This window comes from Streptomyces sp. NBC_00490 (genome assembly GCF_036013645.1).
In the GTDB taxonomy this organism is placed as follows: domain Bacteria; phylum Actinomycetota; class Actinomycetes; order Streptomycetales; family Streptomycetaceae; genus Streptomyces; species Streptomyces canus_F.
The window spans coordinates 7856555-7871452 of the sequence record NZ_CP107869.1; the positions used below are offsets into that span (position 1 = coordinate 7856555).

At 72.7% G+C, this 14898-nt stretch carries 12 protein-coding genes; 7 read left to right on the forward strand and 5 right to left on the reverse strand.

The window, feature by feature from the left end:
- Positions 1 to 86: 86 nt before the first annotated feature.
- Positions 87 to 1061, reverse strand: coding sequence for an MEDS domain-containing protein (locus OG381_RS35840; protein ID WP_327720145.1), 975 nt, complete (start codon positions 1059 to 1061; stop codon positions 87 to 89).
- A 66-nt stretch (positions 1062 to 1127) separates the two neighbouring features.
- Positions 1128 to 3245 carry an ATP-binding protein gene (locus OG381_RS35845; RefSeq protein WP_327720146.1) on the reverse strand — a complete coding sequence of 706 codons (2118 nt, stop codon included), beginning with the start codon at positions 3243 to 3245 and terminating at the stop codon, positions 1128 to 1130.
- Positions 3246 to 3825: 580 nt separating this feature from the next.
- On the opposite strand from OG381_RS35845, the gene rsgA reads away from it, so the two are divergent.
- From rsgA to OG381_RS35860, 3 genes are all read left to right on the forward strand, one after another.
- Positions 3826 to 4917: a ribosome small subunit-dependent GTPase A gene (gene rsgA, locus OG381_RS35850; RefSeq protein ID WP_327720148.1), complete on the forward strand. Its 1092-nt coding sequence runs from the start codon at positions 3826 to 3828 to the stop codon at positions 4915 to 4917.
- A gap of 176 nt (positions 4918 to 5093) precedes the next feature.
- The gene (locus OG381_RS35855; protein WP_327722631.1) at positions 5094 to 6452 is read left to right on the forward strand and encodes a DNA-3-methyladenine glycosylase 2 family protein; all 1359 of its coding nucleotides are present in this window, start codon (positions 5094 to 5096) and stop codon (positions 6450 to 6452) included.
- Positions 6449 to 6931, forward strand: coding sequence for a methylated-DNA--[protein]-cysteine S-methyltransferase (locus OG381_RS35860; protein WP_327720149.1), 483 nt, complete (start codon positions 6449 to 6451; stop codon positions 6929 to 6931). The genes OG381_RS35855 and OG381_RS35860 overlap by 4 nt, the downstream gene beginning before the upstream one ends.
- A gap of 23 nt (positions 6932 to 6954) precedes the next feature.
- On the opposite strand, the gene OG381_RS35865 is transcribed toward OG381_RS35860, so the two are convergent.
- Both OG381_RS35865 and OG381_RS35870 read right to left on the reverse strand, forming a co-directional pair.
- Positions 6955 to 7335 (reverse strand): PPOX class F420-dependent oxidoreductase, encoded by a 381-nt coding sequence (locus OG381_RS35865; protein WP_327720150.1) that lies wholly within the window; start codon positions 7333 to 7335, stop codon positions 6955 to 6957.
- Between the two features lie 67 nt (positions 7336 to 7402).
- Positions 7403 to 7885: a DUF456 domain-containing protein gene (locus OG381_RS35870; RefSeq protein ID WP_327720151.1), complete on the reverse strand. Its 483-nt coding sequence runs from the start codon at positions 7883 to 7885 to the stop codon at positions 7403 to 7405.
- 287 nt (positions 7886 to 8172) lie between these two features.
- On the opposite strand from OG381_RS35870, the gene OG381_RS35875 reads away from it, so the two are divergent.
- Together OG381_RS35875 and OG381_RS35880 are read left to right on the forward strand one after the other, a co-directional pair.
- A complete protein-coding gene (locus OG381_RS35875) occupies positions 8173 to 9648 on the forward strand; it encodes a protein phosphatase 2C domain-containing protein (protein WP_327720152.1) in 1476 nt (491 codons plus the stop codon).
- Between the two features lie 27 nt (positions 9649 to 9675).
- Positions 9676 to 11418 carry a pyruvate dehydrogenase gene (locus OG381_RS35880; protein ID WP_327720153.1) on the forward strand — a complete coding sequence of 581 codons (1743 nt, stop codon included), beginning with the start codon at positions 9676 to 9678 and terminating at the stop codon, positions 11416 to 11418.
- Here the strand turns inward: OG381_RS35880 and OG381_RS35885 are convergent.
- Entirely contained in the window at positions 11415 to 12779 is a 1365-nt protein-coding gene (locus OG381_RS35885; protein WP_327720154.1) for a transcriptional regulator, read from the reverse strand. The genes OG381_RS35880 and OG381_RS35885 overlap by 4 nt on opposite strands.
- 226 nt (positions 12780 to 13005) lie before the next feature.
- Between OG381_RS35885 and OG381_RS35890 the strand changes: the two genes are divergently transcribed.
- Together OG381_RS35890 and OG381_RS35895 are read left to right on the forward strand one after the other, a co-directional pair.
- The gene (locus OG381_RS35890; protein WP_327720155.1) at positions 13006 to 13620 is read left to right on the forward strand and encodes a hypothetical protein; all 615 of its coding nucleotides are present in this window, start codon (positions 13006 to 13008) and stop codon (positions 13618 to 13620) included.
- Between the two features lie 824 nt (positions 13621 to 14444).
- Complete coding sequence (locus tag OG381_RS35895; protein ID WP_327720156.1) at positions 14445 to 14897, forward strand: ATP-binding protein; 453 nt, start codon at positions 14445 to 14447, stop codon at positions 14895 to 14897.
- Position 14898 lies beyond the last annotated feature (1 nt).

The following is a 14898-nucleotide window of genomic DNA, read 5'->3' on the forward strand; positions in this document are numbered from 1 at the left end:
ACCATGCCGTCGGCGAGCCCGCGGGTCGCGGGGGAAACTACGCGCATCCGCGCCCCGGCCCGTCAGCCCCGGACGTCACCAGGCCGTCACCCCGACGACGCCAGCGCCGTCTCCATCCGGATCGTCCACCCGTCCTCGGCCGCGTCCCCGGACCTCAGGTCCACGAACTCGCAGAACTGACGGGTCTGCCACAGCCCGTCCTCCGGGCACGTCTCGGGACCGGGCGGCCGGAAGCCGAGGAACGGGTCGGTGATACGGCCGTACGGCGTGCGCAGTTCGCAGACGATCCGTTCCCCGGTCGACCACAGCAGCAGCCGCGCGCTGTCCAGGCCCTGGGCGGCCGCGTAGCCGGTGGCCCCGGACACGGCCACCCCGAACCGGTCGGCCCGCTCGCCCGTCATGCCGCGGGCCTTCGCCTGCTCCGCCGCGAACCGGCGGGCACCGGCCATGTCCCCGGCGAGCGGGACCCCGACGGCCTCCGGCGGCGGCTCGGGCAGCGGAGCGAGGTCCCGGGTCGCGTACGCGGCGGGCCGGGTGAACAGGGGGCTGGGCCGGATGCCGAGCCGGTCCAGCACGGTCGGATGGGTGTGCCGGGCGGCCTCGACGACGTCGGGCGGTGCGACGCGGGTGTCGTACAGACACATCAGGTCCGGCGGCGCGCCGGTGAACAACTCGGTGGCCAGGGCCTCGTACCGCTTCCACTCGGCGATCTGGCGCGGCGAGCGGCCGTTCCAGACCGGTTCGCCCGCCATGTGCAGCCGGCCCGTGGGGCCCGCGTGCGTGACGTAGTAGTCGAGGGCGGTGGCCATGCTGTTCGCGGGTGTCCCGTGGTACCAGTGCGCGGAGTTGTGGAGGTCCACGTGCCGGGCGTCGGGGCCGAGCGCCTCGCGCAGCAGGTCCAGCTTGCGCGGGGTGGTGATGGCCACCGGGTCGGGCTCGTCCTCGGCGGCGATGCCGTCCCTGAGGAAGGGCACCGTCACCGTCAGGAACTCCTCGTCGCAGGAGTGGATGCCGGCGTGATGCTTGGGGGGAGAGGTGGTCCGCTGCTGGTGATCCGTCATGTCCGGTTCCTTTTCATGCGATTCGTGTCGAGCGAGGTCCAAGGACAGCGAGGTCCAAGGACGTCGTCAGGGGCGCGGGATGCCGCGCGACGCGGTCCAGACGGCGACCTGGCTGCGGGAGGTGAAGCCCAGCTTGCTGAGGATCCGCTCCACATGGCCCTCCGCCGTCCGTACCGCGACGACCAGCCGGTCGGCGATCTGCTGGTTGGTGAGGCCCTGCCCGAGGAGTTCGGCGACCTCCGCCTCGCGGCGGGTGAGCGGACTGTCGGGCACCGCGCGGGCGGGTGACGTGCGCTCACCGAGCGCGTAGCCGACCGCGTCGTCCAGGGCGTGTTCCAGGCCCTCGCGGTGGGCGTGCCCGAACGCCTCGCCCAGCAGCGCCCGGGCGCCTTCCTCGGCCTCGTCGCGGACGGGGCCGTGGGACGGGGTGCGGTCCAGGGCGACATGGGCGTCCCGCCAGATCCGCCGGGCCGCGCCCAGCAGGACCGCGGCGGGCCGGCCCTCGCCGACGCGGGCGTGGACCGCGGCGAGCAGTTCCAGCGTCATGCCGATCCCGAACACGTCGCCGACCGCCCGCTTGAGCCGCAGACACTCCCGGGCGTGCGTCCTGGCCGACACCTGGTCCCCCTGGGACCACTCGGCGAAGGCGAGGATGCGCAGGAGGTACGAGTGGATCCACTGCTCGCCGTGGACCAGGCAGATCCCGCGGAACTCCGCGCACAGGGCCATGGCCCGCCCGTGCTCGCCCAGGAGGCTGAGGACATGGGCCAGTTCGACGTACTTGAAGCCGACCAGGCTCATCGACTCGTCCTCGCGCGGCGGCCCGGCCAGCGCCTCCTCGTACACCTCCCGGGCCCGCTCGTAGGCGCCGCTGATCAGGAGGGCGCCGCCGCGGCCGAAGAAGGTGTGCGCGGCCTCGGTCTCGTCGCCGAGCCGCAGGGCCAGCTCGTGCGACTCCTCGGCGAGCGGCCCGCCCCGGATGGCGTCGCCCTGGCTGAGCAGCATCAGCGACAGGCACCACAACGCCCGGGCCCGTGCGCGGCTCGGCTCCGGGTCGGCGGCCAGCAGCCGCTCCAGCCAGAACCTGCCCTCCGTCAGGGCACCGGTCGCGAACCAGAAGAACCACAGATGCCCGGCCAGCTTCAGCCCGGCCCGTACCTCGCCCGGTGTGCTCAGACAGAACTCCAGCGCCGAACGGACGGTGTCCGACTCGGCGTACAGCCGCCGCACCAGCTCCGGCTGGTCGGGGCCGAACCACCGCCGCTCGCACTCCTCGACGAAGCCCAGGCACCAGTCCCGCACCCGGCGCCGGGCCGCCTCCCGCGCGCCGGCGCCGCTCTCGCACAGCCGGTCGAGGCCGTAGTGCCGGATCGACTCCAGCATCCGGTACCGGGCGTGCACGGTGTCGCCGTCGCGGACCAGGAGCGACTTGTCCACCAGCCCGGCGACGGCGTCCACCGTCGCGTCCCGGTCGAGGCCCGCGCCTGCGCAGACCTCCTCCACCGCGTCCAGGTCGAAGCTCCCGTCGAACACCGAGGCGTGCGCCCACACCGCCTGCTCCTGGGGGGTGCACAGGTCGTGGCTCCAGTCGACGGTCGCCCGCAGGGTGCGGTGCCGGGCCGGGGCGCCCTCGGTGTCGGCCAGCAGCCGGTACCGCCGGTCCAGCCGGTCCAGCACCTGCCGCACACCCAGCGCGCGCATCCGGACCGCGGCCAGCTCGATCGCGAGCGGCAGCCCGTCCAGGCGACGGCACAGGGCGGCCACCGCCTCCTGGTTGTCCGCCGTGAGCGCGAACCCGGGCAGCACCTCCGCGGCCCGGTCGGCGAACAGGGCCAGCGCCGGATACTCCAGGGCCGGCTTCGCGGGCAGCGGTTCGCCCGGCGCGGGCGTGGGCAACGGCTGCACCTCCAGCACATGCTGCCCGGCCAGCCCCAGCGGATGCCTGCTGGTCGCCAGCACCCGCACCCGCGCGGTCCGCGCCAGCAGCGTCCCGACGAGCCGAGCGCAGGCCTCGGCCAGGTGCTCGCAGTTGTCCAGCACGAGGAGCAGATCGCGTTCCCCGAGCTGCTCGACGAGCACCTCGACCGGCGAACGCCCCGACACATCACGGATGTTCAGTGCCTCGACCAGGGCGAGCGGCACCAGCGAGGCGTCCCGCACACCGGCCAGCTGGACCAGGTGCACCCCGTCGGCGAACCGCTTCGCCAGCGCGGGCAGGACATGCAGGGCCAGCCTGGTCTTGCCGACGCCGCCCGGCCCGGTCAGGCTGACCAGCCGGTGGGCGGCCAGCAGCCGCTTGACCTCCGCGACCTCCTGCCGCCTGCCGACGAAGCTCGACGCCCTCAGACTCCGACCGGCCGTTGCTCGCGTCGCGGATGCTTGCAGAATCGGAACCCGCCTCCGAACGTGGTACGCCCCGTGCGCGCCGTGGTCCGCGGTGGGCGGAGGTACGGCGGCCCTACCAAGAACATTAGGAGCGAGACCCAGGTCAGGCGCCTGTAGTGCGACATTGCCAACTGAAGGCGCTTACCTGACAGAACGTGCCCATGTCCTGTCGCGCGGCGTAAAAAACCCGTGGCGCACGCGAACGCACCTGTCTAAGGTGGGGGACGTTCCGGCGTTGACCGTGTGCGTACGAGGAGGTGTTTGACCGATGGCTGTCACTGCGACGAGCGCTGCCCGCATCCAGTTCATCAAGTCCACCTCCGTGGCCGCCGGCTGACCACCTCACTCCTCGCCGGGGCCACCCTGTGAAGGGTCACCCTTGACTTCCAGCTCTCTTTTCACCGCGCTCGCTCCCTACGGCTGGGACGACGCATGGGCGGACGAGTTCGCCCCCTACGACGCCGAAGGACTGCTGGCCGGGCGGGTCGTCCGCGTCGACCGCGGGCAGTGCGACGTCGTCACCGCGGACGGTCTCCTGCGGGCCGACACCGCGTTCGTCACCCCCCACGACCCGCTGCGGGTCGTGTGCACCGGGGACTGGGTCGCCGTCGAGCCCGGCGGCAACCCGCGCTACGTCCGCACGTATCTGCCGCGCCGCACCGCCTTCGTACGCTCCACCTCCTCCAAGCGGTCCGAGGGGCAGATCCTCGCCGCCAACGTCGACCACGCCATCGTCGCCGTCTCCCTCGCCGTCGAGCTCGACCTCGGCCGCATCGAGCGCTTCCTCGCGCTCGCCTGGGAGAGCGGGGCGCAGCCCGTGGTCGTGCTCACCAAGGCCGACCTCGTACCGGACGCGGCGACGCTCGCGCATCTCGTCCAGGACGTGGAGACCACGGCGCCGGGCGTCCCGGTGCTGACGGTCAGCGCCCACGACGGCGATGGGCTCGACGTCCTCGTCGCCGTCGTCTCCGGGGGTACGAGCGTGCTGCTCGGCCAGTCCGGAGCGGGCAAGTCGACCCTCGCCAACGCCCTGATCGGCGAGGACGTCATGGACGTCCGCGCGGCCCGGGACGTCGACGGCAAGGGGCGGCACACGACGACCACCCGCAACCTCCTCGCCCTCCCGGGCGGGGGAGTGCTGATCGACACCCCGGGGCTGCGCGGAGTCGGTCTCTTCGACGCCGAGAGCGGTGTCGGGCAGGTGTTCTCCGAGATCGCGGAACTGGCCGAGCGGTGCCGCTTCCACGACTGCGCCCATGAGGCGGAGCCGGGATGTGCGGTGCTCGCCGCGGTCGCCTCCGGCGAGCTGGGTGAGCGGCGCCTGGAGAGTTACCGGAAGCTGATCCGGGAGAACCAGCGGATCGTCGCCAAGACCGATGCGCGGGTCCGTGCGGAGCTTCGGCGGGACTGGAAGCGTCGGGGCGCTGAAGGGAAGGCTGCGATGGAGGCCAAGCGCGGTCGGGTGCGGTAGCGCCTATGGGGGCGCGGGGTTGTGTCGTCGGGCGGCTGCGGGTGCGTTGTGGCTGGTCGCGCCCACGCGGCGGAGCCGCATATCGATACAGCCCCGCGCCCCTTCGGGGGCGCCTCAGTGCCGTGTCCGAAATCCGCCAGCCCTGTTTTCGTCCAGGTCGCACACTGGACTGTGTGATGGACGAAGACAGCAGGTACGAGGCGGTGCGGAGTCGGGACGGGCGGTTCGACGGGGAGTTCTTCTTCGCCGTCGAGACGACCGGGATCTACTGCCGGCCCAGTTGCCCCGCCGTCACGCCGAAGCGGCGCAATGTGCGGTTCTTCGCGACGGCCGCCGCCGCGCAGGGTTCCGGGTTCCGGGCCTGCCGGCGGTGCCGTCCCGACGCCGTGCCGGGATCGGCGGAGTGGAATGTACGGGCCGATGTCGTGGGCCGTGCGATGCGGCTGATCGGCGACGGTGTCGTCGACCGGGAGGGGGTCGCCGGACTCGCGGACCGGCTGGGCTACAGCGCCCGGCAGGTCCAGCGGCAGCTCACCGCGGAACTCGGTGCCGGGCCCGTCGCCCTCGCCCGCGCCCAGCGCTCGCACACCGCGCGGGTCCTGCTGCAGACCACGGAACTGCCGGTCACCCAGATCGCGTTCGCCTCCGGGTTCGCCAGCGTGCGGCAGTTCAACGACACGATCCGCACCGTGTACGCGCAGACCCCGAGCCGGCTGCGCGACGCCGCGCCCGCGTCCCGCCGTACGGCCACCCCCGCGGCCGGTGTGCCGCTGCGGCTCGCCTACCGGGGCCCGTACCGGTCCGACGCCGTCTTCGACCTCCTCGCCGACGAGGCCGTCCCCGGCGTCGAGGAGATGAGCGGACCGGAGGGCAAGCGCACCTACCGGCGCACGCTGCGACTGCCGTACGGCAGCGGGATCGCCGCCGTCGAGGAGCGGCCGCGCGGCTGGCTCGACGCCCGGCTCCACCTCACCGACCTGCGGGATCTGACGACCGCCGTACAGCGGCTGCGGCGCCTGTTCGACCTCGACGCCGACCCGTACGCCGTCGACGAACGGCTCGGCGCCGACCCGCGGCTCGCCCCGCTGGTCGCGGCCCGCCCGGGACTGCGGTCACCGGGCGCGGCCGACCCGGAGGAGCTGGCGGTCCGGGCGCTGGCCGGCCCGGCACGAACCGCGCGGCTCGTGCAGCGGTACGGCAAGGCGCTCGACGCGCCCTGCGGCAGCCTCACCCACCTCTTCCCCGAACCGGCGGTCCTCGCCGAGGCCGAGCCCGAGGGCCCCCTCGGCGCGCTCACCACGGCCCTCGCCGACGGCGCCGTCCACCTGGACCCCGGCGCCGACCGCGACGACGCACAGGCCGCGCTGCTCGCCCTGCCCGGCATGGACGCCCGTACCGTCGCCGTCGTCCGCACCCGCGCCCTCGGCGACCCCGACGTGGCCCCGCCCGACCTGAACGCCCCCGACACCTGGCGCCCCTGGCGCTCCTACGCCGTACAACACCTGCGCACCGCAGGGGAGCTGGAGACCCGATGACCACGCACTGGACGACCGCGGACAGCCCCGTCGGCCCGCTCCTCCTCACCGCCGACCCGACCGGCGTGCTGACCTCCGTGTCCGTACCGGACCAGAAGGGCGGCCGTACGGTCCAGGACGGCTGGCTGCACGACCCCGCCCTCTTCCACGAGGCCGTGGAGCAGCTCACGGCGTACTTCGCCGGTGAGCTGAAGGAGTTCCGGCTGGAGCTGCGGGCCGAGGGCACGGAATTCCGCGAGCGGGTCTGGGCCGCCCTGGACGACGTCCCCTACGGCGCCACGACGACCTACGGCGAGATCGCCACCCGCATCGGGGCGCCCAGGGCCGCGGTACGCGCGGTCGGCGGCGCCATCGGCGCGAACCCCCTGCTGATCGTCAGGCCGTGCCATCGGGTGATCGGTGCGAACGGTTCGATGACGGGGTACGCAGGGGGCCTGGAGCGCAAGACGACGCTGCTGACGCTAGAGGGTGCTCTCTGAAGTCCGGTGTGCTGTCGGCATGACTACGACCCTTCCACCCCATCGAGCCCCCAACTGTGAATCCGCCGAGGATGGATCCGGATGACCTCCTCGCTGAAGTGCGGGCCCAACTCGTGCGGGCCGATCAGGAGTTCCGCCTCGCCGCGGATGTCGATGCCCCGGACGGTCCAGGGGCGCAGACTGACGATGTCGTCGACCACGAGCGCGACCTTCGGGTTCTTCTGAAGGTTGCGCCACTTCTTGCTGCGCCCCATCTCGTAGCCGCCGACCAGGATCGTCCCGTCGTCCTGGGGGAAGAACCCGACCGGGTTGGCCTGGGGCTGCCCCTGGGGGGACACCGTGGCGAGCCGCCCCAGCCGCTGCGACTTCAGATACGCGCGTTCGGCCTCGCTGAATTCGGTCATGCCGCCATCCGAACACGCCCGCCCCGGCGGGCACATCGGTTCCTCGGCCTAGGGCCGCGGCCCTACGTCACCCCCACAGCACCACCCCCAGCCACGCCCCCATGATCAGCAGGCAGGTGAACAGCTCCGCCAGCACGCTGGAGCCGCCCGAGCGCATGACCGTGCGCAGTGCCGCTTTCGCCTCGCCGTGGCGGCCGAGGCGGAGGCGTTCGTGCAGGTAGATGCCGGCCATGAAGCCGGGGATCGCGCCCAGTACGGGGACCAGGAAGAAGCCCAGGAACGCGCCGATCCCGGCGTACACACCCATCCGGGGAGTGGCGCCGCTCGTGCGCAGACGGCGGGGCGGCAGTGCCCAGCGCACCACCTGGGACAGGAACAGCACCACGGTGGCCCCCACCAGCACCCACCAGGCGACCGGCCGCGGATCCTTCAGCGCCCACCACGAGACCGCGGCCCACACGAGCCACGACCCCGGCACCCCGGGCACCAGCACTCCGCACAGGCCGAGCAAGAGGACCAGGCCGACCAGCAGGAGGTCCCACACTCCCATGCGTCCAGGGTGCCGGACGGTCGGAGAAACCGCAGGTCAGGACCGCCTCGCGGCAATCAGGTGGTCACCTCGCCCGGCGCTCCGCGGTGCTCAGGGCCAGGTCACAGGTGTGAGGGGAGCCAAGGCTGGGGTACCCCGGTGTCGCCGGGCGGTTCTGCCGTGGGGGGTGGAACCGTCCGGCGGCTCCATTCGTACGGCCGTTCTGTGGATCACCCGCCGTGCGGCGTGCCGCCGATTTTTCCGGATGCCCCGTTTCCATCCGGCCCTCGCGGTGGACAATTAGGGGCATGAGCCAGCAGGGGGGAAGGCCCACCGGTCACGAGGACGACTGGTGGGGTCAGCTGTACGACGACACCGAGGACGCGGGCCCGGCCGCCGCGCCCGACTCGCTGGACGACCGGTTCGCCTCGGCGGCGGGGACGGTGAACACGGGCACGGGGGTTCCGGCGCCGAGGGCGGGCGAGGAGGACACCCCGCCGACGAGGTCCCGGGCCCCCTGGGAACCGACGCAGACGACCACAGGCCCGCCGGGCTTCGCGACGGGCGGCGCTCCGCCGGGGCCCGGGAGCGGTCCGCCCGCACAGCCCCCCGACATCGCGTCCGCGGAGCCCGCGGACCGTCGTGCCGCCGGGACGGCCCCCGGATCCGGGCCGGGCGGCACCCCGCAGGCGCGGGCGGCCGAGACCCATCCGCCCGCGAAAACACCGGCCGACGCGGCGCCCCCGCCCGCGGAGACGCCACCCGAACCACCACCCACCCGCACCCCCACCCGGGTCGACCTCCCCACGCTCCCGCCCGGCCCCCTGGACTTCGTGGGCTCCGGCCCGCCCACCTACGACGCCGAACCCACCGCCCTCCCGCCCGCGGACCCCGACGACCTGGACGACCTGGTCGCCGACACCGTCCTCGACGGCGCCCACTACGGCTCCTGCACCCTGCGCGCCGCCTCCGTACGGGGCGACTCCGCCCGCTTCCGGGGCGAACCCCGCCGGGACTCCCTCCTCACCGCCCGCTTCGGCACCGGGGACCACGCCCTGGTCCTCGTCGCGATGGCCACCGGCGCCCGCGCGACCCCCGGCGCCCACCGGGCCGCCGCCGAGGCCTGCCACTGGATCGGCAGGGCCGTCGGCCGCAGCCACGCACGCCTCGCCGAGGACCTCCGCGCCGGCCGCCGCGGCGACCTGAAGTCGGGGCTGCACCGCCTCACCGACCGCAGCCTCGGCAAACTCCGCGCCAGCGCAACCGAGCAGGGCATCGACCCGGAGGAGTACTCCGCCACCCTGCGCTGCCTTCTCCTGCCGGCCGACACGGGCTGCCGTACCCGCGTCTTCTTCGGCGTCGGCGAGGGCGGACTGTTCCGTCTCAGGGACGGCGAGTGGCAGGACATCGAGCCGCGCGTCCTGGACGTCACCGGCGAACCCGTCGTCGGCTTCGGCTCGCTGCCCGCCGAGACCCCCGAGGGCGACCGCCTCACCATGGACCTCGGCATCCCCACCCCGCCGAGCCCGTACGAGGCCGCCCCCGAGCCGCCCCGCGAACCCTTCCGCTTCCGCGCCTCGGTAGCCCGCCCGGGTGACACGCTCCTGATGTGCAGCGGCGGCCTCGCGGAGCCCCTGCGCGGCGAACCGGAGCTGTGCGAGTACCTCACGGACCGCTGGTCCGGCCCCACCCCACCGGGTCTCGCCGCCTTCCTCGCCGACACCCAGGTGCGGGTCAAGGGCTACGCGGACGACCGTACGGCCGCCGCCGTGTGGGAGGCGTGACGGCGGGGGTTGTGGATTGATGGACCCATGGCCAAGCAGAACGTCGCCGAACAGTTCGTCGACATCCTCGTCCGCGCCGGTGTGCAGCGCCTCTACGGCGTCGTCGGCGACAGCCTCAACCCGGTCGTCGACGCGGTACGCCGCAACGCCGCCATCGACTGGGTGCACGTCCGGCACGAGGAGACCGCCGCCTTCGCCGCCGGCGCCGAGGCGCAGATCACCGGGAAGCTGACCGCCTGCGCGGGCTCCTGCGGTCCCGGCAACCTGCACCTCATCAACGGCCTGTACGACGCCCACCGCTCCATGGCCCCGGTCCTCGCCCTCGCCTCGCACATCCCCTCCAGCGAGATCGGGCTCGGCTTCTTCCAGGAGACCCATCCCGACCGCCTCTTCCAGGAGTGCAGTCACTACAGCGAGATGATCTCCAACCCCCAGCAGATGCCGAGGCTGCTCCAGACCGCCATCCAGAACGCCGTCGGCCGCTCCGGCGTCAGCGTCGTCACCCTGCCCGGAGACATCGCCGACCAGCCCGCCCCCGACAAGGCCGCCGAGACGGCCCTCGTCACCTCCCGGCCCACCGTCCGCCCCGGCGACACCGAGATCGACCGGCTCGTCGAGATGATCGACGCGGCCGACAAGGTCACCCTCTTCTGCGGCAGCGGCACCGCGGGCGCGCACGCCGAGGTCATGGAGTTCGCGGAGAAGGTCAAGTCCCCGGTGGGGCACGCCCTCAGGGGCAAGGAGTGGATCCAGTACGACAACCCCTTCGACGTCGGCATGAGCGGGCTGCTCGGCTACGGCGCCGCCTACGAGGCCACCCACGAGTGCGATCTGCTGATCCTGCTCGGCACCGACTTCCCCTACAACGCGTTCCTCCCCGACGACGTCAAGATCGCCCAGGTCGACGTCCGCCCGGAGCACCTGGGCCGCCGCTCCAAGCTCGACCTCGCCGTGTGGGGCGATGTGAAGGAGACCCTGCGCTGCCTCACGCCACGGGTGCGGACCAAGCAGAACCGCAAGTTCCTCGACAAGATGCTCAGGAAACACGCCGCCGCGCTGGAAGGCGTCGTCAAGGCGTACACCCGCAAGGTCGACAAGCACGTCCCGATCCACCCCGAGTACGTCGCCTCCGTACTCGACGAACTCGCCGACGACGACGCCGTGTTCACTGTCGACACCGGCATGTGCAACGTCTGGGCCGCCCGCTACATCTCACCCAACGGCCGCCGCCGCGTGATCGGTTCGTTCTCGCACGGGTCCATGGCGAACGCGTTGCCCATGGCGATCGGCGCGCAGTTCACCGACCGGAAGCGACAGGTCGTGTCGATGTCCGGGGACGGCGGGTTCTCCATGCTGATGGGCGACTTTCTGACCCTCGTGCAGTACGACCTGCCCGTGAAGGTCGTCCTCTTCAACAACTCCTCGCTCGGTATGGTCGAGTTGGAGATGCTGGTCGCCGGGCTCCCCTCCTACGGCACCACCAACAAGAACCCCGACTTCGCCGCGGTGGCCCGCGCCTGCGGTGCCCACGGTGTCCGGGTCGAGAAGCCCAAGCAGCTGGCCGGCGCCCTCAAGGACGCCTTCCGGCACAAGGGACCCGCCCTCGTCGACGTCGTCACCGACCCCAACGCCCTGTCCATCCCCCCGCGGATCAGCGCCGAGATGGTGACCGGGTTCGCCCTGTCCGCCTCGAAGATCGTGCTCGACGGCGGCGTGGGGCGGATGCTGCAGATGGCGCGGTCCAACCTCCGCAACGTGCCGCGGCCCTAACCCCCAGACGCCCACCTGCGGTTGGTCCAGTCGTACGAGTACTGCGGGAGCTTCTTGTCGCCCGTGGTGCGGAACGGGCTGCCGTTGTCGGTGATCCGGGCGGTGCCGGTGCGGCCCTGGGAGGACCAGTCCAGCTCCAGGTACCAGCTGCAGTCACAGGTCACCGTCCGCGCGGTGACCAGCAGGATCTCCGGATCCTCGGCCGAGACGCGGTAGGGCATCCGGATCGCGGGGATCTCGTTCTCGCCGTCGGAACCGGCTTCCGAGCGGGCGATGGGGCGGTCCGCGTCGAGGTCGACGGAGAACTGACGCGGGGTGAGGGCGCCGCCGCAGCCGTTGTCCATGGCATAGGAGTTGCCCTCGGCCGGGGCCGCGCGCCTGACGACCCGGACCCGGAGCGCCTCGAGCACCACGGCCGTGGAGCTGCGCCCCTGCACGGAGATCTGCACCATGGTCTCGCCGCCGTGCAGCGCGCCCAGGGTCGACGCCCAGACCGGGGCGTCCTGCGCGGTCGGGGGCGGCGGGACCATGGTCGTCGGCTTGTCGATGACGTAGTGATGACCGCAGCCCGCGTTCCAGACATGGGAGTTGACGGTCCAGGTGAGGGGCACGGCAGCGCCCGGGGCGGCACCGCCGGTGGGGCTGCCGGGGCCCTTGCCGGACGGCGCGGAGGTCGGCCCGCCGGTGCCGGCGGAGGGGGACGGGGAGGTCCGGTGCGGGGAGGGCGAGGGGCTCGCCGACTTCCTCGACGCGGTGGGATCCGGTGACCTGGGAGCGGCCGACGTCGTGACGGCGGGGTCGGAGGGGCGTACGGCGGCGGAGGACGGGGAGCGGTCGTTCGACAGGGCGGACAGACCGGCGAGGGTGGCGGCGGACGCGACGGCGACCGCCGTCGTCACCAGGATCCGCCGACGGCGGTACCAGGGGAGCGGGGCGGGAGGGGCACCGAGGTTCGTGACCGTCTCGGCCTCGGGCACCGGCTCCGGCTCCGGCTGGGTTTCCGGCACCGGCTCGGAAACGGGCTCGGGATCAGGAGTGGGATCAGGAGTGGACTCAGGGACAGGAGCGGGCTCGGGCTCCGCCACCGGTGTCCGTGGCCGCTGCCGTGCCGCCACCGCCGGTAACCACAGCCGGTGCAGCTCCAGCCGCTCCTCCGGAGTCGCCCCGCACAACGCGGCGAAGCGCTCCACGGGGGCGAAGTCGAGGGGGACCGCGTCACCCGCGCAGTAGCGGTGCAGCGTCGAGGTGTTCATGTGCAGACGCCGGGCCAGCTGGCCGTAGCTGCGGTCCGTACGTTCCTTCAGCCGCGTGAGCAGCGCCGCGAATTCCGCGACCTCGTTCACGCCGTCCCGCTCTGACAACGTTCCCCCTGTGTCTCCCGGACCGGTGACCCCATCCCAGGCACCTCATATACCTGCACGTCAGACGGGCTGGGATGGTTCCACCGTGGTGGATCGGGCGCCGGCTGTTGCGCAGGCCGCCTGTGACGGCTGATGCTCTTGGTGTCGCACCGACCGGGCCGGACCGACCATCCGCCGTCGGCGGCATTCTCTATCCAAGCACTCACTCGTACACGGGGGACCATCCATGCCCAAGCGCACCCGAGCCGGCGCCCTGTTCGCCGTCGCTGTCACAGGCCTCGCCCTCGGCGCGACGCTCGCCGCACCGGCGGACGCCGCACCGCAGACCACGCCGAAGTTCCTGTCGGCGGCCGAACTGCCGCCGCACCCCTCGTCCTCCTGGAAGGCGGGCAAGGTCACCGACGGCGTCCCGGACGAACTCCTGAGCTGCCTGGTGGAGACGATGCCCGGCTACGACTCCAGGTACCGCTCGTTCACCACCGAACTGGAGACCAACGCCCAGCAGCTCACGATCGTCGTCGGCACCACCGCCAAGGCCAAGGCCCTCGCCGACCGCCTGAACAAGGACATGCGCGACTGCGCCACGCGCATCGAGCAGGCCGAACCGGAGATCGACGCCACGTACAAGAACTACGGCGCGCTGTCGGTGGAGGAGGGCGCCCGCGTCCACGGTCTGCACACCGAGGCCTCCTGGGGCGCCACCGACATCCACCTGGTGTCGGTGGGCCGGGACGGGCGGACCGTCACCGTCGTGCAGTGGGGGCAGATGGGCGACTTCGACGACGCGCCGGTGAAGGCGTTCAAGAAGACGACCACCACCGCGGTCAACAAGCTCTACTGAGCCCGGCCCTCATGTGAGACCAACCGAAGAAGCGGAGCCGCCCTCCTGCGACGGGGGTACGGGAGGGCGGCTCCAGCTGCGTGAAATCCGGTACGGAAGCGGTGAATTCAGGCCAGATTCAACGGCGGGCGGAAGCTCGCCCCGTTCCGGCGTCCAGGACCAGCCGTCCCACCTCTGCCCCCGGTACGGCCGGATCGGCAGACCGGGGTAGACGGTGCGGTCGATGCCGGTGGTCAGCGTGTCGCCCCGGAGGTAGGCCGGAAGCCGTCCCGGAGTACCGGGCCGACCGCAGACCGCGGGGGCGGATGCAACCGCGAGCCTCCGCTCCCGGACACGGACGGTTCCGCCGGTGTACGCCGTCGAAGGCGCCGCCGGGGACGTTGTGCGGGGGAGAGGCCAGGTCGGCGGGTGCCGTGGCGGCAGTCCGGGGCAGCAACCGGAACCCGCGGATCGACCAGGGGTTTCCCCGCCCTCCGGCGCCGGCCGGTCGGGACGCCGTACGAGCAGCACATGCCACCCGCCGGAACCGGCGGCACGCGCCCCCGCGCCGACCGTCCCGCACGAACTGCCCCGGAGCCCACCTCGGCCCCAGGCGTCCCGGGCTCCGGCCGCCCCGCACCGGGCTCCGAAACGCCCGGGCACGCGTGGTCCGCCCTCGCTCCGGTGAGCCTCAACCATGGCCGAACACCTGGTCGTTGATGATTCGACATGACTGGCGCGTGCCCGACGGGGCATGGATCCCGTGAACGTGTTCGAGCAGGAGGGGAACCGACATCGGCACGCGGGCGGGGGTCATGAAGAGGCAGGCGCGAGGAGGCGGTCCCATGGCGATCGGGGCCTTCTCGGCACAGACAGTGGAGGACGTGACCGCGAGCGCCGGGGGTAAGGCGCAGGCGTCTCAGCTCAGGCGCAGACTCGGGAAGGCGGACCTGCGGGCGGTGCCCGAAGTCCGCAGAGCGCTCCGGGAGTTGTTACGGCATTGGGGGAGGCCGGGGCGATCGGAGATAGCGGAACTGCTCACCAGTGAGCTCGTGACCAACGCGCTCATCCACACCGATCACGACGCGGTGCTGACGGCCACCGTCGCACCCGGTGGACTCAGGGTCGAGGTACGGGACTTCGTGGCCCGCCGGCCCAGCCTGCACGTACCGAACGCCGACGACGGTACGCACGGCCGGGGCCTGGTCCTCGTCCAGTCCCTCGCGGACGCGTGGGGCGTGCGGGCGCACGCGGTGGGCAAGGCGGTGTGGTTCGAACTCGACGCCGGGACCGCATGAC

Bases quoted from the DNA above. Each gene is read 5' to 3' on its own strand.
- OG381_RS35865 (WP_327720150.1), bottom strand. From the start codon at position 7,335: ATGACCGAATTCAGCGAGGCCGAACGCGCGTATCTGAAGTCGCAGCGG.
- OG381_RS35890 (WP_327720155.1), top strand. From the start codon at position 13,006: ATGCCCAAGCGCACCCGAGCCGGCGCCCTGTTCGCCGTCGCTGTCACA.
- OG381_RS35860 (WP_327720149.1), top strand. From the start codon at position 6,449: ATGACCACGCACTGGACGACCGCGGACAGCCCCGTCGGCCCGCTCCTC.
- OG381_RS35855 (WP_327722631.1), top strand. From the start codon at position 5,094: ATGGACGAAGACAGCAGGTACGAGGCGGTGCGGAGTCGGGACGGGCGG.
- OG381_RS35875 (WP_327720152.1), top strand. From the start codon at position 8,173: ATGAGCCAGCAGGGGGGAAGGCCCACCGGTCACGAGGACGACTGGTGG.
- OG381_RS35870 (WP_327720151.1), bottom strand. From the start codon at position 7,885: ATGGGAGTGTGGGACCTCCTGCTGGTCGGCCTGGTCCTCTTGCTCGGC.
- OG381_RS35840 (WP_327720145.1), bottom strand. From the start codon at position 1,061: ATGACGGATCACCAGCAGCGGACCACCTCTCCCCCCAAGCATCACGCC.
- OG381_RS35880 (WP_327720153.1), top strand. From the start codon at position 9,676: ATGGCCAAGCAGAACGTCGCCGAACAGTTCGTCGACATCCTCGTCCGC.
- OG381_RS35895 (WP_327720156.1), top strand. From the start codon at position 14,445: ATGGCGATCGGGGCCTTCTCGGCACAGACAGTGGAGGACGTGACCGCG.